Annotated in this window: 24 protein-coding genes; 12 read left to right on the top strand and 12 right to left on the bottom strand. The window is 61.2% G+C overall.

Annotated elements, in window-relative coordinates; all coding sequences use genetic code 11:
• From secD to WAO69_RS00605, 9 genes are all read left to right on the top strand, one after another.
• A partial coding sequence (gene secD / locus WAO69_RS00645; RefSeq protein WP_422175688.1) for a protein translocase subunit SecD occupies nucleotides 1–872 on the top strand: 872 nt, incomplete at its 5' end.
• Between the two features lies 1 nt (nucleotide 873).
• On the top strand, nucleotides 874–1842 hold the full coding sequence (secF, locus tag WAO69_RS00640) for a protein translocase subunit SecF (RefSeq protein ID WP_422175686.1): 969 nt from the start codon (nucleotides 874–876) through the stop codon (nucleotides 1840–1842).
• On the top strand, nucleotides 1835–2587 hold the full coding sequence (locus WAO69_RS00635; protein ID WP_422175684.1) for a sulfite exporter TauE/SafE family protein: 753 nt from the start codon (nucleotides 1835–1837) through the stop codon (nucleotides 2585–2587). The genes secF and WAO69_RS00635 overlap by 8 nt, the downstream gene beginning before the upstream one ends.
• A 4-nt stretch (nucleotides 2588–2591) precedes the next feature.
• Nucleotides 2592–2945 carry an Mth938-like domain-containing protein gene (locus tag WAO69_RS00630; RefSeq protein ID WP_422175682.1) on the top strand — a complete coding sequence of 118 codons (354 nt, stop codon included), beginning with the start codon at nucleotides 2592–2594 and terminating at the stop codon, nucleotides 2943–2945.
• A gap of 59 nt (nucleotides 2946–3004) precedes the next feature.
• On the top strand, nucleotides 3005–3619 hold the full coding sequence (gene ccmA, locus WAO69_RS00625; protein ID WP_422175680.1) for a heme ABC exporter ATP-binding protein CcmA: 615 nt from the start codon (nucleotides 3005–3007) through the stop codon (nucleotides 3617–3619).
• A complete protein-coding gene (gene ccmB, locus WAO69_RS00620) occupies nucleotides 3616–4272 on the top strand; it encodes a heme exporter protein CcmB (protein ID WP_422175678.1) in 657 nt (218 codons plus the stop codon). The genes ccmA and ccmB overlap by 4 nt, the downstream gene beginning before the upstream one ends.
• Nucleotides 4273–4317: 45 nt before the next feature.
• Nucleotides 4318–5049, top strand: coding sequence for a heme ABC transporter permease (locus WAO69_RS00615; protein ID WP_422175676.1), 732 nt, complete (start codon nucleotides 4318–4320; stop codon nucleotides 5047–5049).
• Complete coding sequence (gene ccmD / locus WAO69_RS00610) at nucleotides 5046–5198, top strand: heme exporter protein CcmD (protein ID WP_422175674.1); 153 nt, start codon at nucleotides 5046–5048, stop codon at nucleotides 5196–5198. The genes WAO69_RS00615 and ccmD overlap by 4 nt, the downstream gene beginning before the upstream one ends.
• Nucleotides 5198–5743, top strand: a complete 546-nt coding sequence (locus WAO69_RS00605) for a DsbE family thiol:disulfide interchange protein (RefSeq protein ID WP_422175672.1) — start codon at nucleotides 5198–5200, stop codon at nucleotides 5741–5743. Before ccmD ends, WAO69_RS00605 begins: the two co-directional genes overlap by 1 nt.
• 131 nt (nucleotides 5744–5874) lie before the next feature.
• Here WAO69_RS00605 and acnA read toward each other — a convergent pair whose 3' ends face one another.
• Nucleotides 5875–8559, bottom strand: a complete 2685-nt coding sequence (gene acnA / locus WAO69_RS00600) for an aconitate hydratase AcnA (RefSeq protein ID WP_422175670.1) — start codon at nucleotides 8557–8559, stop codon at nucleotides 5875–5877.
• 231 nt (nucleotides 8560–8790) lie between these two features.
• On the opposite strand from acnA, the gene WAO69_RS00595 reads away from it, so the two are divergent.
• Entirely contained in the window at nucleotides 8791–9492 is a 702-nt protein-coding gene (locus WAO69_RS00595; RefSeq protein ID WP_422175668.1) for a DUF1223 domain-containing protein, read from the top strand.
• Here WAO69_RS00595 and WAO69_RS00590 read toward each other — a convergent pair.
• From WAO69_RS00590 to purB, 6 genes are all read right to left on the bottom strand, one after another.
• A complete protein-coding gene (locus WAO69_RS00590) occupies nucleotides 9489–10409 on the bottom strand; it encodes a lysophospholipid acyltransferase family protein (RefSeq protein WP_422175666.1) in 921 nt (306 codons plus the stop codon). The genes WAO69_RS00595 and WAO69_RS00590 overlap by 4 nt on opposite strands.
• Before the next feature lie 13 nt (nucleotides 10410–10422).
• Entirely contained in the window at nucleotides 10423–11304 is an 882-nt protein-coding gene (locus WAO69_RS00585) for a DMT family transporter (protein WP_422175664.1), read from the bottom strand.
• Between the two features lie 191 nt (nucleotides 11305–11495).
• A complete protein-coding gene (locus WAO69_RS00580; protein WP_422175662.1) occupies nucleotides 11496–12599 on the bottom strand; it encodes a flagellar motor switch protein FliG in 1104 nt (367 codons plus the stop codon).
• A gap of 71 nt (nucleotides 12600–12670) precedes the next feature.
• On the bottom strand, nucleotides 12671–13210 hold the full coding sequence (locus WAO69_RS00575; protein WP_422175660.1) for a hypothetical protein: 540 nt from the start codon (nucleotides 13208–13210) through the stop codon (nucleotides 12671–12673).
• A gap of 123 nt (nucleotides 13211–13333) precedes the next feature.
• On the bottom strand, nucleotides 13334–13492 hold the full coding sequence (locus WAO69_RS00570; RefSeq protein ID WP_422175658.1) for a carbohydrate-binding module family 14 protein: 159 nt from the start codon (nucleotides 13490–13492) through the stop codon (nucleotides 13334–13336).
• 130 nt (nucleotides 13493–13622) lie between these two features.
• Nucleotides 13623–14933 carry an adenylosuccinate lyase gene (gene purB, locus WAO69_RS00565; protein ID WP_422175656.1) on the bottom strand — a complete coding sequence of 437 codons (1311 nt, stop codon included), beginning with the start codon at nucleotides 14931–14933 and terminating at the stop codon, nucleotides 13623–13625.
• A 144-nt stretch (nucleotides 14934–15077) separates the two neighbouring features.
• Between purB and WAO69_RS00560 the strand changes: the two genes are divergently transcribed.
• A complete protein-coding gene (locus tag WAO69_RS00560) occupies nucleotides 15078–15488 on the top strand; it encodes a DUF6314 family protein (RefSeq protein WP_422175654.1) in 411 nt (136 codons plus the stop codon).
• Here the strand turns inward: WAO69_RS00560 and WAO69_RS00555 are convergent, their stop codons facing one another.
• Nucleotides 15489–15746, bottom strand: coding sequence for a DUF6455 family protein (locus WAO69_RS00555; protein ID WP_422175652.1), 258 nt, complete (start codon nucleotides 15744–15746; stop codon nucleotides 15489–15491).
• Between the two features lie 175 nt (nucleotides 15747–15921).
• On the opposite strand from WAO69_RS00555, the gene WAO69_RS00550 reads away from it, so the two are divergent.
• Nucleotides 15922–16518, top strand: coding sequence for a biotin transporter BioY (locus tag WAO69_RS00550; protein ID WP_422175650.1), 597 nt, complete (start codon nucleotides 15922–15924; stop codon nucleotides 16516–16518).
• Between the two features lie 62 nt (nucleotides 16519–16580).
• Here the strand turns inward: WAO69_RS00550 and WAO69_RS00545 are convergent, their stop codons facing one another.
• From WAO69_RS00545 to WAO69_RS00530, 4 genes are all read right to left on the bottom strand, one after another.
• Nucleotides 16581–17795 (bottom strand): alpha/beta fold hydrolase, encoded by a 1215-nt coding sequence (locus tag WAO69_RS00545; protein ID WP_422175648.1) that lies wholly within the window; start codon nucleotides 17793–17795, stop codon nucleotides 16581–16583.
• Nucleotides 17796–17894: 99 nt separating this feature from the next.
• The gene (locus tag WAO69_RS00540) at nucleotides 17895–18188 is read right to left on the bottom strand and encodes a hypothetical protein (protein ID WP_422175646.1); all 294 of its coding nucleotides are present in this window, start codon (nucleotides 18186–18188) and stop codon (nucleotides 17895–17897) included.
• Nucleotides 18189–18335: 147 nt separating this feature from the next.
• Nucleotides 18336–19742, bottom strand: a complete 1407-nt coding sequence (gene glnA, locus WAO69_RS00535) for a type I glutamate--ammonia ligase (protein ID WP_422175644.1) — start codon at nucleotides 19740–19742, stop codon at nucleotides 18336–18338.
• A gap of 35 nt (nucleotides 19743–19777) precedes the next feature.
• Nucleotides 19778–20116: a P-II family nitrogen regulator gene (locus tag WAO69_RS00530; RefSeq protein WP_422175642.1), complete on the bottom strand. Its 339-nt coding sequence runs from the start codon at nucleotides 20114–20116 to the stop codon at nucleotides 19778–19780.
• Between the last annotated feature and the right edge of the window lie 53 nt (nucleotides 20117–20169).

Genomic DNA, 20169 nt, shown 5'->3' with positions numbered 1-20169 from the left:
ATGAGGCGGGCATCTTCTATATCCTGGAATCCGCCCCCGTGGTGACCGGCGAAGAACTGGTGGATGCCCAGCCCTCGTTCGATCAGAACGGCCGCCCCGCGGTGAACTTTCGCTTCAACCCGACCGGCGCGCGCAAGTTCGGCGATTATACCGCTGAAAACATTGGTAATCCCTTCGCCATCGTTCTGGATGACGAGGTGATCAGCGCCCCGGTGATCCAGTCCCATATCCCCGGCGGATCCGGCATCATCACCGGCAATTTCAACGTCGAGGACTCCACGAACCTCGCCGTGCTGCTGCGTGCCGGTGCCCTGCCTGCGGGCCTCGAATTTCTGGAAGAACGCACCATCGGCCCGGAACTGGGTCAGGACAGCATCGACGCGGGACGCCTTGCTACCGTCGTCGCCTTTGCCGCCGTTCTTGTGTTCATGGCGCTCAGCTATGGCACGTTCGGCCTGTTCGCCAATATCGCCCTGATCCTGAACATCGCCCTGATCTTTGGCCTGCTCAGCTTGATCGGTGCCACGCTCACGCTGCCGGGCATTGCCGGGATCGTGCTGACCGTGGGGATGGCGGTGGATGCCAACGTCCTTGTCTTTGAGCGGATCCGAGAAGAGCTGAAGTCCGCCAAGGGCCCGGCTCGGGCGATTGAACTGGGCTATGAGAAGGCGCTCAGCGCCATTCTGGACGCCAATATCACCACCTTCATCACGGCCGTGATCCTTTATGCGATGGGCTCTGGCCCGGTGCGCGGTTTTGCGATCACGCTGGGTCTGGGCATCCTCACCTCTGTCTTTACAGCGATCTTCGTCACGCGCCTGATGATCGTCATCTGGTTCGAACGGCGCCGTCCGAAAACGATCGAGGTGTAAGATGCGTCTGAAACTTGTCAAAGAGAACACCTCCTTCGATTTCTTCAGCAGATGGAAGCTCTGGCTGGGCATATCCGGCGGCATGATGGTCGTGGCTTTGGTGTCCTTCCTGCTTCAGGGCCTGAACTATGGCATCGACTTTCGCGGCGGCACCACGATCCGCACGGAAAGCACGCAAACCATTGACGTTGCGCAATATCGCGCTGCGATGGAGGCGCTGGAACTGGGTGATATCACCATCACCGAAGTGTTCGATCCGACATTCGCAGAGGATCAGAACGTGGCCATGGTGCGCATCCAGGCTCAGGACGGCCAGGAATCCGTGACCACGGATGTGATCGAACGGGTCGAGGCGGCCCTGCTTGAGGTGGTGCCCGATATCCAGTTCGTATCGGTGGAATCCGTCGGTCCAAAAGTCTCGGGTGAACTGATCACCACGGCCATCATCGCGGTCGTTCTCGCGATCGGGGCGGTGCTTGTCTATATCTGGCTGCGCTTCGAGTGGCAGTTTGCCGTCGGCGCGGTGGTGGCGCTGGTGCATGACGTGATCCTGACCATCGGCATCTTTTCCGAGCTTCAGATCAAGTTCGACCTTGCCATTATCGCGGCCCTTCTGACCATCGTGGGCTATTCGCTGAACGATACGGTCGTGGTCTTCGACCGCGTCCGTGAGAACCTGCGCAAGTACAAGAAAAGACCCCTGAGCGAAGTTCTCAACATCTCGATCAACGAAACCCTCAGCCGCACCATGATGACATCGGTCACCACGCTGCTGGCGCTGATCGCGCTGTTTGTTCTGGGTGGGGACGTGATCCGTGGGTTTGTATTCGCGATGATCTGGGGCGTGATCGTGGGGACCTATTCCTCGGTCTTCGTGGCCTCTGCGATCCTGCTTTATCTGGGGGTCAAGCGCGACTGGTCCAAACCCACCGACACCACGGGCAATCAATTCGCCAACGTGGATGCCTGATCTGTTCGCCCAGGTCTCGGCTTTGCCGGGGCTGGGATGGTTGATTTCGGTGGCCTTTCTGGCCGGAATCGTGCGCGGTTTTTGCGGGTTCGGCACGGCGATGGTCTATATGCCCATCGCCACCAGCATCGTCGGTCCGTTTGCGGCGCTGATCTCGATGACCATAATGGATGCGATCGGCCCTTTGCCGAACCTGCCGCGTGCGTTGCGCGAACGCCACCCCGGCGATATGGGACGCCTTCTGATCGGGCTGGTCATTGCGCTGCCGCTGGGGGTCTGGACCTTGGGGCAACTGCCCACAGACGTGTTCCGATATGCCGTGTCGTTAATCTCGCTGACCCTGCTGGTCCTGCTGGCCTCGGGCTATCGCTATCGCGGCGTGCTGGGCACCAAGACAATTGTCGGAACCGGAATGCTGGGCGGGTTTCTGGGCGGATCGACGGGCTTGCCCGGCCCGCCGGTGATCATGCTCTACATGGCCAGCGCCCATCCGGCGCAGGTGGTGCGGGCCACGTTGATGATCTATCTGCTGGTCGTCGATGCCCTGCTTTTGGCACTGCTCTGGCTGTTTGACCGCCTCGAGCCCGAGTATATCGCTCTTGGTTTCATGGTGACGCTGCCCTATCTGGCAGGCAATATTCTGGGGGCGGCCCTGTTTCGGCCGGAACGCGAAACCATGTATCGCGCAATCGCCTATGGAATCATCGCAGGGTCTGCCATTCTGTCCCTGCCTGTTTGGGAGTAACGCCATGCGTCTGAATGAAGTCGTCTATACCGATGCCATGCCGATCGAGGGCTATGGCCCCGGGTTCTTCCGCGTGGGTGGTGAGGTCCATCAAGGCGCGATCCTGACGGGGCCAAGTGGAACTCATGGCTGGGGCGGATATGACGATCTGCACCGGCTGAGCTCACTTGCCGGGCAGATCGATGTGCTGTTTGTCGGCACCGGCTCCGAGATTGCCCATGTGCCAGCGCCCTTTCGCGCCACCCTGGAAGAGCAGGGGATCGGGCTGGAAGTCATGAGCTCGCCTTCGGCGGCGCGCACCTATAACGTGCTGCTCTCCGAAGGGCGCCGCGTCGCGCTGGCCATGCTGGCCGTCTGAAACCGCGCTGAGACGATCTTGCGCTTTTGCGCCCAGCCCCAATAGGTTACAGGGGGTGCATGACCCTGTCCGTCACCAATCTTTCCATTGCGCGCGGCGGTGTACCCGTCCTGCAGGGGGTATCCTTCACGCTCGAGCCGGGACAGGCCCTGATCCTGCGCGGCCCCAACGGGGTGGGCAAGACAACGCTGCTGCGCACCATCGCGGGGCTGCAACCGCCCCTTGAAGGGCAGATCAGCGGGGAAGAGGATCGCATTGCCTATGCCGGACATGCCGACGGGCTGAAACCGACGCTTAGCGTTACCGAGAATCTGACCTTCTGGGCGCAGGTGTTCGGGGCGGGCGGGATCGAGGCCGCGCTTGATACCTATAAGCTGCATGGCCTGCGTGACCGTCCTGCCGGAGCGCTGTCGGCCGGGCAGAAACGCCGTCTGGGCCTGTCACGGCTGATGGTGACCGGGCGACCCATCTGGGTCTTTGATGAGCCGACGGTCTCGCTGGACCGTGACGCGGTGGCGATGTTCGCCGGTGCTGTGCGCGCCCATCTGGAGACGGGCGGTTCGGCCCTGATGGCCACGCATATCGAACTGGGTCTGGATGCGCAGGTGCTGGAACTGGCCCCTTACCGCGCCGCGCGCGGTGCGGTGGACGCCTTCGAGGAGAGCTTCCTGTGATCGCCCTTCTGGCGCGCGATCTGAAACTTGCCCTGCGCGCAGGCGGAGGTTTTGGCCTTGGGCTGGCGTTTTTCCTGATCGTCACGGTTCTGGTGCCCTTCAGCGTCGGGCCGCAATCCCAGCTGTTGTCGACCATCGCGCCGGGTGTCTTGTGGCTGGGCGCGCTGCTGGCGTGCCTGTTGTCGCTTGACCGGCTGCTGGCGCTGGACTGGGAGGACGGAACGCTTGATCTGCTGGCCACCGCCCCCTTGCCGCTGGAAAGCATCGTGTCGATCAAGGCTCTGGCCCATTGGATCACCACCGGATTGCCGCTGGTTCTGGCCGCCCCTGTGCTGGGGATTCTGCTGAACCTGGCCCCTGAGGGCTATGTCTGGGTGGTGATCTCGCTGGCGCTTGGCACTCCGGCGCTGTCGGTGATCGGCACATTCGGGGCCGCGCTGACGGTCGGGCTGAAACGTGGCGGGCTTTTGCTGTCGCTGCTGGTGCTGCCTTTGTACGTGCCCACATTGATCTTCGGTGCAGAAGTCGCGCGTCGCGGATCCCTCGGGCTGGAGACCACAACGCCCCTGTTGATGCTGGCCGGGATCAGCGCCGGGGTCATCGCGCTTTTGCCCTTTGCAAGTGCCGCTGTCCTGCGCGTCAATCTGCGCTAGCGGTTGTGAATTGAGAACCCTGACGAGAGAGATTACATAGACCGCATGTCGCTCTGGGAATATGCAAATCCAAAGAAGTTCCTCGCCACCAGCGAGCGCCTTCTGCCGTTCTTCTGGATCAGCTCTGCCGTCTGTCTTGTGGTAGGTCTGATCTGGGGGTTTTTCTTCACGCCGGATGATTTCCGCCAGGGATCCACGGTCAAGATCATCTATCTGCACGTGCCATCGGCACTGATGGCGATCAACGCCTGGCTGATGATGCTGGTGACTTCGCTGATCTGGATCGTGCGCCGCCACCATGTGAGCGCCCTTGCTGCCAAGGCCGCGGCCCCCGTGGGTATCGTGATGACGCTGATTGCTCTGGCAACCGGCGCGATCTGGGGGCAGCCGATGTGGGGCACATGGTGGGCCTGGGATCCGCGCCTGACATCCTTCCTGATCCTGTTTCTGTTCTATCTCGGCTATGTCGCGCTTTGGGAAGCGATCGAGAATCCCGATACCGCGGCCGATCTCACGGCTGTTTTGTGCCTGGTGGGTTCGGTCTTTGCGCTGCTCAGCCGTTATGCGGTGTTGTTCTGGAACCAGGGCCTCCATCAGGGGGCGACGCTCAGCCTCGACAAGGAAGAAAACATCGCGGACGTGTTCTATTTCCCGCTGCTGGTGTGCATAGCCGGCTTTGTTTTGTTGTTCATCGCATTGGTGCTTTATCGGACCGGAACCGAAATCCGGGCTCGGCGCATCAAGGCGATACAGGCGCGTGAAAGGGTAGAGGCATGATGCCTGATCTTGGAAAATATGCAGATGCGGTGTTGTCGGCCTATGCGGCCTCGATCGCTCTGCTGGTCATTCTTGTGGTGATGACATTGATCCGCGGGCGCAAACTGCGCGCCGAGATGGCCCGCTACGAGCGCAAGGACCAATCATAATGGCGCGCATCTCTCTGCTGATGCTCGCGCCGCCGGTGATCTTTGGCGCATTTGCCGTCTTTGCCGGGATCGGCATGTTCCGCGATGATCCCAACGCGCTGCCCTCGGCACGCGAGGGGCAGCAGGCCCCGGCGGTGCAGCTCAGCGAATTGCCCGGAAAGGTGTCGTTTGACGATGCCGCCCTGCGCGAGGGGGACGTCAAGCTGGTCAACTATTGGGCCAGCTGGTGCGCGCCCTGCCGCGTCGAACACCCCCATCTCGAGACGTTGGCCGAAGAGGGCATCCAGATCTTCGGCGTGAACTACAAGGACGAGCCTGCCAAGGCGATCCGTTTCCTGGAAGAGCTGGGCGACCCCTATGCTGCGATCGGGGCGGATGCGACGGGACGCATGGCCCTTGACTGGGGGCTTTACGGCGTGCCGGAAACCTATGTGATCGACGCCAATGGCACGATCATTCTGCGCTTTGCCGGGCCGATTACCGAGCGCGTCCTCACCGAGACCATGCGCCCCGCCATCGAACGTGCACGCGGCGCTGGGGGCTGACGTTGGGCGCGGGCCCGTCGCGTCATTGACTGTGCCCGACCTGTGCCGGACCTGGGCGCATCATCCACAGCCGATATCCCCAAATAAAGAAGGGCGTCCCAAGGGACGCCCTTTGTCATTCTGAACAAGGCTTACGCGGCTGCCAGATTGCGCAGCACATAATGCAGTACACCGCCGTTTTCGATGTATTCGATCTCGACCGCCGTATCGATCCGGCATTTCAGCGTGATGGTTTTCTCGCTGCCGTCTGCCATGGTGATGACGCAAGGCACCTCCTGCAGCGGCTGGATCGTGTCCAACCCATGGATCGCCACCGTTTCCTCGCCCGTCAGGCCCAGTGACTTGCGGGTGTCGCCGCCGGTGAACTCGAACGGGATGACGCCCATGCCAACAAGGTTCGAACGGTGGATGCGCTCAAAGCTTTCCGCGATCACCGCCTTGACACCCAGAAGGGCCGTACCCTTGGCCGCCCAGTCGCGTGACGAACCTGCGCCATATTGCTCACCGCCAAAGACCACCAGCGGCGTGCCTTCGGCCTGATAGGCCATGGCGGCATCATAGATCGACATCTGCGTGCCATCCGGTCCCTTGGAATAGCCGCCCTCGACACCATCCAGCATCTCGTTCTTGATCCGGATATTGGCGAAGGTGCCGCGCATCATCACCTCGTGGTTGCCACGGCGCGACCCGTACGAGTTGAACTCGCGCACCGGCACTTGCCGTTCGATCAGGTACTGGCCCGCTGGCGTGCTTTCCTTGAACGACCCGGCAGGCGAGATGTGATCCGTGGTGATCATGTCCCCCAGAACCGCGAGCACCTTGGCCCCCGTGAGATTCTCGATCTTCTTGGTTTCCATCGTGATACCCTGGAAATAGGGCGGGTTCTGGACGTAGGTCGATTGCGGCGGCCAGTCGTATGTCTGGGCGTCGGTCGTCTGGACGGATTGCCATTTCTCGTCACCTTTGAAGACATCGGCGTATTTCTCGATGAAGGCGGCGCGGGTGACGGTTTTCTCGACCAGCTCTGCAATCTCCTGCTGGGTTGGCCAGATATCCTTGAGATAGACATCCTTGCCATCCGGCGTCTGGGCCAGGGGCTCGGTCGTCAGGTCGATATCCATGGTTCCCGCCAGCGCATAGGCCACCACCAGCGGCGGAGAGGCCAGATAGTTCGCGCGCACATCCGGGCTGATGCGCCCTTCGAAGTTGCGGTTGCCCGACAGGACCGAGGTTGCCACCAGATCGCCCTCGGCGATGGCGTCCGACAGCTCTTTTTGCAGCGGACCCGAGTTGCCGATACAGGTGGTGCAGCCATAGCCCACCAGGTTGAAGCCGATCTTGTCCAGATCGTCCTGCAGATCGGCCGCCTCGAGATAGGCCGACACGACCTGCGAACCCGGTGCCAGCGATGTCTTGACCCAGGGCTTGCGGTTCAGCCCCAAGGCTGCGGCCTTGCGCGCCACCAGCCCTGCACCGATCATCACGTAAGGGTTGGACGTGTTGGTGCAGGAGGTAATCGACGCGATGACCACCTTGCCCGAGCTGAGCGTGTAATCCTCGCCCGCGACAGGCACTTCCTTGTTCATCGGACGTTTGAAGGTTTCGGCCATCTCACGGGTGAAGGCGGCCTTGGCATCGGTCAGCGCCACGTAATCCTGCGGGCGCTTGGGGCCCGAGATTGCCGGCACGATGGTGCCCATGTCCAGTTCCAGCGTATCGGTATAGATCGGATCATAATCCGGACCGCGCCAGAACCCGTTGTCCTTGGCATAGGCTTCGACCAGCGCGATGCGGTCCTCGTCCCGGCCCGTGGTGCGCAGATAGCGCAGCGTCTCGCCGTCGATCGGGAAAAAGCCACAGGTCGCGCCGTATTCCGGTGCCATGTTGGCGATGGTGGCGCGATCCGCCAGGGGCAGGGTGTCCAGGCCGGGGCCATAGAATTCCACGAATTTGCCCACGACACCCTTGGCGCGCAGCAATTCGACCACCTTGAGAACCAGGTCCGTGCCGGTCGTGCCCTCGCGCATCGCACCGGTCAGCTTGAAGCCGATGACTTCGGGGATCAGCATCGAGATCGGCTGACCCAGCATCGCGGCCTCGGCCTCGATCCCGCCAACACCCCAGCCCAGAACCGCGGCACCATTGACCATGGTGGTGTGGCTGTCGGTGCCGACCAATGTATCGGGATAGGCAACCACGTCGCCGTTCTGATCCACGTCGCTCCAGACGGTCTGGGCAAGATACTCCAGGTTCACCTGGTGGCAGATACCGGTGCCGGGGGGCACGACGCGGAAATTGTTGAACGCAGACTGGCCCCATTTGAGGAAGGTATAGCGCTCCATGTTGCGCTCATACTCGCGGTCCACATTCATCTGGAAGGCGCGCGGGTTGCCGAATTCGTCGATCATCACCGAATGGTCGATGACCAGATCCACCGGGTTCAGCGGGTTGATCTTTTCCGGATCGCCCCCCAGCGCCACGATGCCATCCCGCATGGCCGCCAGATCGACAACCGCGGGCACACCGGTGAAATCCTGCATCAGAACGCGCGCCGGGCGATAGGCGATCTCACGCGGGTTCTGGCCACCTTTGGCACCCCATTCGGCAAAGGCCTTGATGTCGTCCACACTCACGGTCTTGCCATCTTCAAACCGCAGCATGTTCTCCAGCACCACTTTCAGTGCGGCAGGCAGCCTGGAAAAATCGCCCAGGCCCGCTTCGGTGGCGGCGGGGATCGAGTAATAGGCAAAGGTCTTGCCGTTCACGGAAATGGAACGGCGGGTCTTGGCGGTGTCCTGACCAACGGTAATGGGCATCTGAGGCCTCCCTAGCGGGTGAGTAAAACAGGTCTTGATCGGGTGCTATCTGCCGTGTTCCCAGCGTCCGATCAACAGCAAAGAAGAGGGGTGCGGCGTTTTTGTATACCATTGTGCACAAAACTTTGACAGCACAGTTGTGTCAGACTCTCTCGAAACCTTGATTGGTCATTTGATCCGGGGTTCACTATCTGCTGGTGACCAGCCAATGACCACGCCACGGATGTCCGAATGAAGCCCTTCCTCGCCCTGTTTTCTCTGCTCTGGCTTGCGTTTGCAGCCCCGGCTTCCGCGCAATCCAATCCGGTGGTGGTCGAGCTTTTCACCTCTCAGGGCTGTTCGTCCTGTCCGCCTGCGGATGCGCTCTTGCATGAACTCGCCGCGCGCGAAGACGTGATCGCGCTGGCGCTGCATGTGGATTACTGGGACTACATCGGCTGGAAAGACCAATTCGCCAGCCCGGCCCATACCGAGCGGCAGAAGGCCTATGCCGTGGCCGCTGGGCGCCGGTCGATCTATACGCCGCAGATGATCGTCAATGGCACCGACAGCGTCATGGGGGCGCGTGGAATGGAACTGGCCGATCGTATCGCGGCCCATGCGGCCTTGCCCCGGCAGGTGGATCTGAGCCTCACGCGCCAGGGTGACGATGTCACGATCCGCGCCAGCCTTGTGCAGGGCGCGGCAAAGGATCCGATGATCGTGCAATTGCTGCGATACACGCCCGAGCGCAGCATCGATATCACCCGCGGTGAAAACGCAGGCCATCACATGGTCTATGCCAATGTGGTCAGCGACATGGTCATCATGGCCGAATGGGACGGTTCCGATCCGCTTGAGATAACGACCTCTGCACAGGGCGAAGATCCTGTTGTGGTTCTTGTCCAATATGTCGATCATGGGCCCATCGTGGCCGCAGCCAGGCTGGATTAACCGCCGCCATCCTCGCGGCCCAGACCGTACCATGGCTTCCAGCGGCGGTGGATCCAGAACCACTGCTCCATATGTTCGCGCACCATCGCTTCAAGATCATCGTTCAGCGCCTGCGTCATGGTCATGGCGTCTGACTGCGGGATGGGCGCATGCATCTCAAGCTTGAAGCTCAGACCGTCGGGCTGGCGAATGGCATAGCAGGGGATGATCACAGCGCCGTATTTCAAGGCCAGTTCAGCGGTCACCAGTGATGTCACCGCAGGCTGGCCAAAGAATCTCAGCTCGCTGCCGCCATGCACATGCAGGTCATGCAGGATCGCGACGACGCCTCCGGATTTCAGATGTTTGATCAACCCACGCATGCCCGATGGCCCCTGTTCAAACATCAGGGGGGCGCTCTGCTTCATCGAGGCGACATAGTGTTCGTTGAAATAGGGGTTGGCCATGCGCCGGTAAAGCGACCCGGTCTCGAATCCGTATCTGGGCAGATTGGCGCGATAGGCGTTGTAATTTCCAAAATGGCCCGAGGCCAGAAACACCGGCTTGCCCTGCGCCTGCGCCTCTTGCAGCGCAGCATAGCCCGGTCCCGTCGGGGGATGGGCGCTGACGCGGTCGATGAAGGCCGCGCCCGAGTAGTTCTCGATCAGGGTGCGCCCGGCATTGTCCGGGACCGCGCGGCACAGATGGCGGATCTTGTCCTCGGGCATGTCAGGAAAGGTCAGAGACAGGTTATGGCGGATGCGTTTGGAAAACCCCGCAAGGGGCCCAGCGACGCGTGACACCACCCAGCCCATGAACGGCACACGCCAGCGGTAGGGGATCATCAGCACCAGTCCCAGAAAGCCCCGCAACACGATATTGGCGGCAAAATACCCGGCGCGTTGGCGGACAGTCAGCTGAGAGGCGTCAAGAGGCATGGTCGGATCTGGGTCAGCGCTGATAGGTTTCGCGGTGCCAGACATAAATACCGGCTGTGGCAATCACAAGTGTGCCCAGCAACGTCCACTGATCCGGCCATTCGTCAAAGAATACGATTCCGAACAACGCCGCGAAGATCAGACCGCAATAGGCGTAAGGCGCAAGCATGCTCGCCTCACCTGCGGTCAGTGCCCGGATCAGCAAAAGCTGCCCCATCGTGCCCATGCCTGCAGTTGCCAGCATCAGCGCCAGCCCGGCCGCATCGGGCGTCTGCCAGGTAAAGGGAATGGCTAGGCTCAGGATCACCGTGCCCACAAGCCCGGTGTAAAACAGCGAGGTCCAGATGTCCTCGCGATGGCCCACCAGCCGCGTCAGCAGCGCATAGCCAGAATAAGACATCGCCGCGCAAAGCGGCAGCAGGGCGGCCGGGGTAAAGATATCACTTCCCGGACGGATGATAATGGCCGCCCCCAGCATGGCCGCAAAAATCCCGCCCAGACGGCGAAACCCCAGCTTTTCCCCCAGAAACAGCGCGGCCCCCAAGGTGATCAGCACCGGGTTCACCGCCATCAGGGCGGCGGCACTGCTCAGGGTGATCAGGGACAAGCCCCAGAAGAAAAAGCCGGTCGCGCACATCAACAGGATCGAGCGGGCGATTTGCAGACCCGGATAGGCGGTTCTGGTCACCGTTTTGATGCGCGGCAGGATCAGGATCAGAACGATCACCATCTGCCCCGCATAGCGCGCCCAGAGGCCGGGCATGACGCCGACCTTGGCCGTCAGTGCCTTGACGCTGGCATCCATGATCGAAAAACACAGGATCGCCCCCAGCATCATCAGAATCGCGCGCCCCTGCGAGGTTGCGGCGGCGGTCGTATCGCCGGGGGCACTCATCGAATGTGCCGGCTTGGTGTGGCGCAGAGGCGGCGGATGTTCATACGTCGTGCTTGACGGATCGGGCCGGGGTTGTCCATTGCCCTCGTGCAGCGCCTGCGGCCTGTGCGCTTGCCACAGCGCGCGCGGATCCACCGGCACCCGGTCGTGTGAGCGCCTTGAGGGGCAAGGCGCGCAAGTTCGCTGCGGGATCAACCCTCGCCGTTGTCGTCATCCTGACCGGGGCGCAACAGCGTGATCTCTCCGCTTTCCGCCAGATCGCGGGCTGCGATGACCATGGCGGTCAAGGCCTCCTCTCCCTCTCGGGGGCGGGGCGTGCCGGCGGCGTCGACCAGCTCGCGCAGATTATCGGCCAGACGCGTGGACATATTGGCCAGCAGGAATTCGGCCGCCGCTGCGGTATCTTCGGAACTTCGCGCATAGGCAAGCGCGCAGACCAGAGTGGGTTCCTCGACCGCGCGGGTGATTTTCGAGGCGTCTCGCCCCTCCACCCGTTCGGGGATATGGGCGAATGTGAACAGCGCCTTGCGCACCTCGCGGGCGAAATCGGCGTCGGTTTCGTCCAGCCCGCTCAACACGTCATCCCGGGTGCTGGCGGTGGAATAATTCAGGATCTCACCCACCCGCTCGACCGGGCCGGATGCAAAGGCCAGAACGGGTTTTGCCTCAAGCTGGGCAGCCAGCGCCAGACCGATGCGATCCACCGCGTCGGGGCTGACCTTGCTGGTCAGGGACACCGCATAGGTGATGCGCCGCGCCAGCGGGCCGGGCAGGCGGCCCAGCAAGTCTGCCGCCTTGCCGGTCTCCAGCTTTGACAGCATCACGGCCGCCACCTCGACACTTTCCTGCAGGGCAAGGGGAAGAAGATCCTCGATCGCTTCGCCCCTCAGGCGTTCCCAGGGATCTCCCATCTGGCGCACACCCGCCTCCTTGCGCAGGCGTGCTGCGGTTTGCGGGCTGATCCTGCCATCCAGCGCGTTCAGCGCCCCGACCAGTCCCTTGGGAAAGGTCAGCCCAAGACCGTCCAGCTCATCTGCGAATTCGGCAACCACCGCGCCCAGCGTGTCCCGATCCACCAGCCCCATCTGGCCCATCTGCTGGGTCAGCGTGGCCTGCAGATCTTCGGGCAGATCCTCAAGCGGGATATCGGCCCCCTCGTTCAACAACAGCCGCACGATCACCGCGGCCTTGGCGCGTTTGCCAAGGGCACGGCGTGCGCGCGGCGGATCATTGGCCGTTACATCACCGCGCCCGCCCCGTATGGAGAGGGCGGGCAAGGGGGGTACATCGCTCATGCCGGAGAGGTCCTGCTGCCTGTTTCAAACCAGACAGCAGGATAGGGGCAAAGCCGTAAAAAAACCCTCAATCAGTAGTTATAGGTCTCGCCGGTCTCGATGGCCTGAGCCAGCGATGTCTCGGCCCAGCCGCCGGCACCGCCACGGGCGCGAATCTCGCGCAATTGCGTCTTGGCAGCCATCATCCGGCCTTCCGTGACATAGCCCTGGCCCAGATAGGAGCGCGCCAGCAGGTTGTCGGGATTCTTTTCAAGCGCGCGGTCATAGAACATCTTGGCCTGATCCATGTTGCCCAGCTTGCGATGGGTAAAGCCCCAATAGGTCAGCACCAGGTCGCTGTCCTGATCGGCCATTGCGCGCAACACGCCCTGCGCGTCTTCGTTGCGTCCGGCATAGGCCAGCTCACGCACCGCGTCGCCCAGAAGGTCCTGATCCAGGGACGAGCCGCGCGGATTGACGCATTTCTTGGTCGCCGGATCCCAGACCTGAATTCCGCTGCAGGTCTGCGTGGTTTGTGTCGGCTTCGGAGCGCTTGTGGTGGGGGTGTCGGAACCTGCCGCAAGGGCGCAGACCGGCGCGAGGGACAGGCAAAGAGCTATGGCGAGGCGCATGATGACTTCCTTGGATATGTGGCTTTGAGCGCAACATAGCTCTCAACGTGAACAAGGCGACCCTGAAAGAGCCGCCCTGACTTAATCGTGAGGTCTTGATTCCTGGGCAAGCGCAGCCTGCGCTTAGCTCATCACCTGCTTGACACAGGTTTGAGTATTGATGTCCCAGACACTGCCTTCGGCACAGGACATGGCCTGATAGTTCTTGTCAGAACACATCGCGAATGCGCTTGCTGGCAATACGGTCAATGCAAGTGCGGTCAAAATTGTCTTGATCGTCATGATATCCTCCGGATTACGCAGGGTCAGACTAACCCGAAACCGCGGCTGCGCCAAAGGAATTTCTGACGCTCAAGCCGGATCTGCACGCAGATGCCCGGTTTTGCAGCACCTGTGCGCGCCAAAAACCCTGTTACGGCGCGTCGCCGAACACCCGCTCAAAGATCGTGTCCACATGTTTGGTGTGATAGCCCAGATCGAATTTCTCTTCGATCTCTTCGGCGCTCAGGGCGGCCAGCACCTCGCTGTCGGCCAGAAGCTCGGTCTTGAAATCCTTGCCTTCCTCCCAGACCTTCATGGCGTTGCGCTGCACCAGCCGATAGGAATCCTCGCGGCTCACCCCCGCCTGTGTCAGGGCCAGCAACACGCGCTGGCTCATCACGAGGCCGCGAAACTTGTTCATATTGGCGATCATGTTGTCGGGATAGATCACCAGCCGGTCGATCACCGAGGTCAGCCGCGCCAGCGCGAAATCCAGTGTCACGGTGGTATCGGGGCCGATGTTGCGCTCGACACTGGAATGCGAAATGTCGCGCTCGTGCCAGAGGGCCACGTTCTCCATCGCCGGGATAACGGCCATACGCACCAGCCGTGCCAGACCCGTGAGGTTCTCGGTCAGCACGGGGTTGCGCTTGTGCGGCATTGCGCTCGAGCCTTTCTGTCCTGCGGAAAAGAACTCTTCGGCTTCCAGCACCTCGGTGCGCTGCATGTGGCGGATCTCGATCGAGATGTTCTCGATCGACGAGGCGATAACCCCAAGCGTCGCAAAGAAGGCCGCATGGCGGTCACGCGGAATGACCTGGGTGCTGATGGGTTCGGGCACAAGGCCAAGCTGGTCGCAGACATGCTCTTCCACGCGCGGGTCGATATTGGCGAATGTGCCCACCGCGCCTGAAATCGCGCCGGTCGCAATCTCGGCGCGCGCATCGCGCATACGGCTCAGGTTGCGATCCATCTCGGCGTAAAACCGGGCGAATGTCAGACCCATGGTGGTGGGCTCGGCGTGTATGCCGTGGCTGCGTCCGATGCGGATCGTGTCCTTGTGCTCATGGGCACGGCGTTTCAGCGCCGCCAACAACCCTTCGATATCCGCGATCAGGATATCTGCCGCGCGGGTCAGCTGGACGTTGAAACAGGTATCCAGAACATCCGAACTGGTCATGCCCTGATGCACGAAACGCGCCTCATCCGATCCGATATGTTCCGCCAGATGGGTCAGAAAGGCGATCACGTCATGTTTGGTCACCGCCTCGATTTCATCGATGCGCGCCACGTCGAACTCGACATCCTTGGCTTTCCAGACCGCATCCGCGTTCTCGCGCGGGATGACGCCCAGATTGGCCATCGCTTCACAGGCATGGGCTTCGATCTCGTACCAGATGCGGAATTTGGTTTCGGGCGACCAGATCGCAACCATGTCGGGGCGGGAATAGCGCGGGATCATGACGTGTCCTTCGGGGCTGTTCTTGCTGTCGCGAGGCTCTTAGACTGCGCCGCAGGCCACTACAAGGTTGGGAACCCCGATTGAGACGCTTTGACCTTGCGATCCAGTTCTGCGCAGCCAACCCGAGGCTGATCGGGGGGCTGCATGCCGGCTGAGCGCAGATTGTCTGATTTCCGGGGTCTCTGGGTCATTGCGCGCACCATCACGCAGGCGGATGGCACCACCGGACAGTTCACCGGCACGGGCGATTTCGCGCCCACAGCAGACGGCGCGCTGGAATATACCGAAACAGGAGAGTTGCGCCTTGCCAACAGCCCGCCCATGCGCGCCACGCGGCGCTATCGCTGGGAGGAGGGGTTGAACGTGTTCTTTGAAGATGGCCGCGCCTTTCACCGGATTCCCGGTGCTGGCGGAGAGGCTCTGCATCTGTGCCCACCCGATACATACCGCGTGGCCTATGATTTCTCGGACTGGCCGAACTGGCGTGCGACATGGGATGTGACAGGCCCCAAAAAGGCCTATCGCATGGTCTCGCAGTACAGCCCGGCCGCGTGATCAGGCGCGCAGCTTGCGCTCCAGCACATCGGCATTGCGGCAATAGGAGGGGGCGTGATCCAGATGGTCATTCTCGGCCTGCAGTTTGGCACAGCCGTCCTGATCGCTGCACCCCGAGCAGCGCATCACCACGCTGGCATATTTGCGCGTGCCGGTTTCGGGGTTGTTGATGATGTCCTGAGCGAAATCCGAGCCAAGGCGCTCCATCATGCCCGAAGCCAGATCGGCGCTGTTTGCGATTTTCGAGATCCAGCCCATGGCGATCCCCTCTCACTGTTGGTTGCACTGGCCAAGTCTATGCCCCCGGTCCGGCCCCGTGGCTTTGACCCAGATCAACCCGCCGGTGTCTTACCGCGCGAAATTGCCCCTTGCGACACTGCTTCAGATGCGGCATTCAGGTGAAAACACCAGTTACGGACAGGAGATCACATAGATGAGCACGGCACATGGCATGGTACTGAGCGAGGCACTGGGCCCGCGCGATGGCACCGCGTTGCGGATCAAACAGGCGGTTCTGGTGGTGCTTGGTATCGCCGTTCTGGCGATTGCGGCCAAGATCAAAGTGCCGATGTGGCCGGTTCCGGTGACCATGGGCACATTTGCCGTTCTCAGCATCGGTGCCGCCTATGGCCCGCGTCTGGGTCTGGCGACGATACTTGGATACATGATCATCGGCGCGCTTGGCTTTGACGTGTTTGCCGGCTCCTCGGCCGAAGCGGCGGGTCTGTCCTACATGATGGGCGGCACGGGCGGTTATCTGCTGGGCTATGTGCTGGCCACTGTCGCACTTGGCGCGCTGGCGCGGCGCGGCTGGGACAAATCGGTGCTCTGGATGGCGGCGGCAATGGCCGTGGGCACGGTGCTGATCTATCTGCCGGGCCTGTACTGGCTGGGCACGCTCTATGGCTGGGACAAGCCGATCCTGCAATGGGGCCTGACACCCTTCCTTGTGGGCGATGCGCTGAAACTGGCACTGGCCGCGGCGCTGTTGCCGGCCCTGTGGAAGCTGGTTGGCACCGCACGCGGCTGACCGCGGATAACGACATGTGAGACAGGGCGCGGGTCATCCGCGCCCTTTTTCGTTCACCGGGCCTACTCGACCAGAGTGGTGAGCACCTGCGCACCGGTCTCCAGCGTGCGGTGCACCGGACATTTGTCGGCAATCTCAAGCAGCCGCGCGCGCTGCTCGCCAGTCAGCGCGCCCTCCAGCCGGATGCGGCGTTCGAACTGATCGATCCGATTGTTCGTCGCGACTTCGGCATCCTGAGCATGCACCTTGTTATGGGTGATATCCACGCTGATCCCGTCCAGCGGCCAACCCTTGCGGCGCGCATACATCCGGATCGTCATCGAGGTGCAGGCACCAAGACCGGCCGAGACCAGACCGTAAGGCGACAGGCCGCGATTGGTGCCGCCATAGGCCAGAGGTTCATCGGCCAGAATATGATGCTCGGGTCCCGAGTTGACATCCTGCAAAAAGCCCGCTGAATCCGCCTCCGAGACACGCACGATCCCTTCGAGCGCGCCGGGTGGCGGGGCAGGCGGCGTCAGTTCGATATAGCGCGTGACCCAGGCCGCGATCACACCGGCTGCATATTCCGCATCGCGCGCGCGGCTGATCAGGTGATCGGCATCATCCAGCGTGACAAAGCTCTTGGGATGTTTGGCCGCCAGGAAGATCTGGCTGGCATTGTCCACGCTGACGATCTCGTCGCGCGGCGCATGCATCACCAGCAAGGCCGCCCGCAATCCGCTGATCGCCTCTCTCAGCGGACCCTGGGCGATATCCTCGATAAAGCTGCGCCCGATCGTGAAGGGGCGCCCGCCCAAGGTCACTTCGGCCTCACCCTTTGCAAGGATATCCGGCAGGGCATCGCCAAAATTATGGGTGACATGTTCGGGATCAAACGGAGCCCCCAGCGTCACCACCGCCTTGACCGTGGCAATCTGGGCTTTGGCCTTCAGCACAGCCGCCCCTCCCAGGGAATGGCCGATCAGCAATTCTGGTGCCAGGCCGCGCCCGTCAAGATAGCGGCAGGCCGCCACGATATCCTCGACATTCGAGGTGAAACTGGTGTTGGCGAACTCTCCCTCGGAATGGCCCAGCCCGGTAAAGTCGAACCGCAGCACCGCGATCCCCATCGCCGCAAGACGCGCCGCGATCCGGCGCGCGGCCGGGATATCCTTTCCGCAGGTAAAACAATGGGCAAACACGGCCGTTGCCAGAACCGGCCCATCAGGCAGATCAAGCCGCGCCGCCAGCACGTTTCCGGACTGTCCGGGAAAGGTAATTCGTTCGGTTGGCATGAACTGTTACTCCAGGTGGGTCGGGTAACAGGGTGGGCCCCGACAGAGGGCTTATCAAGGGATGTGTCAGTCCCGTCACGGCAAGGTGACGCCAGAGCGTTACTGTGACCCCAGCAGCAGCGCGCTTGCAACGTCTTCAAAGCTGCCGCCGCCACTCGTCAGGACCACCATGCCCAGACCCACGACCACAAAGGATGTCAGCAATCCTCCGAGCACGGAAACCATGTACCCCGAGCGCGAGCCCTTTTGCTTGGGACGATAGGCCTTGGTCGCCTTGCGGTTAAAACCATCTTCGGCAACGCCGGGGGCCACGAAGCCGTCATTCTGACCTGTTTCGGCGCGCGCCTGAATGCGCGCGATGCGTTGTTCAAAACTTGTCGTCGAAGCTGCCATGTCGCCTGCCTGAGTATCTGTCCCGCGACGGTTGTGTTCTGCAAGATTGGCGAAAATGAGATAGCAATGTGAAGACATGATGATCCGATGAAAAAAACGGGCACCCGATAGGGCACCCGCTTGATTTCTCATATACGACAGGCTGGCTTAGCAGCTGTAATACATCTGGAATTCGACCGGGTGCGGCGTGTGCTCGAACAGTTCGATCTCTTCCATCTTCAGGTCGATATAGCCATCGATCTGGTCTTTGGTGAACACATCACCGGCCAGCAGGAACTCATGATCCGCCTTGAGGCAATCAATCGCCTCACGCAGCGAGCCACAGACAGTCGGGATGCCTTCCAGCTCTTCTGCGGGCAGGTCATAGAGGTTCTTGTCCATCGCCTCGCCGGGATCGATCTTGTTCTTGATGCCGTCCAGACCGGCCATCAGCAATGCTGCAAAGCACAGGTAGGGGTTTGCCGCCGGATCGGGGAAACGGGCCTCGACGCGCTTGGCTTTCGGGTTTTCGGTCCATGGGATACGCACACAACCCGACCGGTTGCGTGCCGAATAGGCGCGCAGCACGGGCGCTTCAAAACCCGGGATCAGACGCTTGTACGAGTTGGTCGACGGGTTGGTGAACGCGTTCAGCGTCTTGGCGTGTTTCAGGATGCCGGCGATGAAATACAGAGCTTCCTGCGACAGATCGGCATATTTGTCGCCTGCGAACAAAGGCTTGCCGTCTTTCCAGATCGACATGTTGCAGTGCATGCCGGTGCCGTTGTCGCCATAGATCGGCTTGGGCATGAAGGTTGCAGATTTGCCGTAAGCATGGGCCACGTTGTGGATCACGTACTTGTATTTCTGCAATTCGTCAGCCTGCTTGGTGAGGCTGCCGAAGATCAGGCCCAGCTCGTGCTGGCACGAGGCCACTTCGTGGTGGTGCTTGTCGACCTTCATGCCGATGGCTTTCATCGTCGACAGCATTTCCGAACGGATGTCTTGTGCATCGTCTACGGGCGGAACGGGGAAATAGCCGCCCTTGACGCCGGGACGGTGTCCCATGTTGCCCATCTCGTATTCGGTGTCGGTGTTCCAGGCCGCATCCAGTGCGTCCACTTCATAGGACACTTTGTTCATCGTGTTGGAATAGCGCACGTTGTCGAACAGGAAGAATTCAGCTTCCGGACCCCAGTAGGACACATCGCCAATGCCCGAAGACACAAGATATGCCTCGGCCTTCTGAGCCGTGCCGCGCGGGTCGCGCTCATAGGCTTCGCCCGTGTCGGGCTCCACGATCGAGCAGTGGATGCACAGGGTCTTTTCCGCAAAGAACGGGTCGATATATGCGCTTTCGGTGTCGGGCATCAGCTTCATGTCCGACGCTTCGATGCTTTTCCAGCCGGCAATCGACGACCCGTCGAACATAAAGCCTTCATCCAGGAAATCTTCATCGACCTGGTCGGCCATGACTGTCACGTGCTGCAGTTTACCGCGCGGGTCGGTAAAGCGGATATCGACATATGCGACGTCTTCATCCGCGATTTGCTTGAGAACTGCGTCCTTGCTCATTCCGTTGGGTCCTCTCTATTGAATGGCAGTTATCGTTACAGCGCGTCCGAGCCGGATTCACCGGTCCGAATGCGAATTGCTTGCTCGACGGTGGATACAAAGATCTTCCCGTCTCCAATTTTGTCTGTCTTGGCGGCGTTCACGATCGCTTCGATGGCGGCATCCACCAGATCATCGTCCAGCACAACCTCGATTTTCACCTTGGGCAGGAAATCCACCACATATTCCGCACCGCGATAAAGCTCGGTATGGCCCTTCTGGCGACCAAACCCCTTCACTTCGATCACGCTCAGGCCCTGAACGCCCACTTCCTGAAGGGCTTCTTTGACTTCATCCAGCTTGAACGGCTTGATGATTGCTTCGATTTTTTTCATTGGGGCTCCCTCGCATGCGTATCGAACGTTGGTCTTGGGTCAGATCACTTCTG

The organism is Aestuariivita sp. (assembly GCF_049276915.1).
In the GTDB taxonomy this organism is placed as follows: Bacteria; Pseudomonadota; Alphaproteobacteria; order Rhodobacterales; family Rhodobacteraceae; genus Aestuariivita.
The sequence above is the reverse complement of the archived record's forward strand: the minus strand, read 5'-3'. Positions and strand labels throughout refer to the sequence as shown.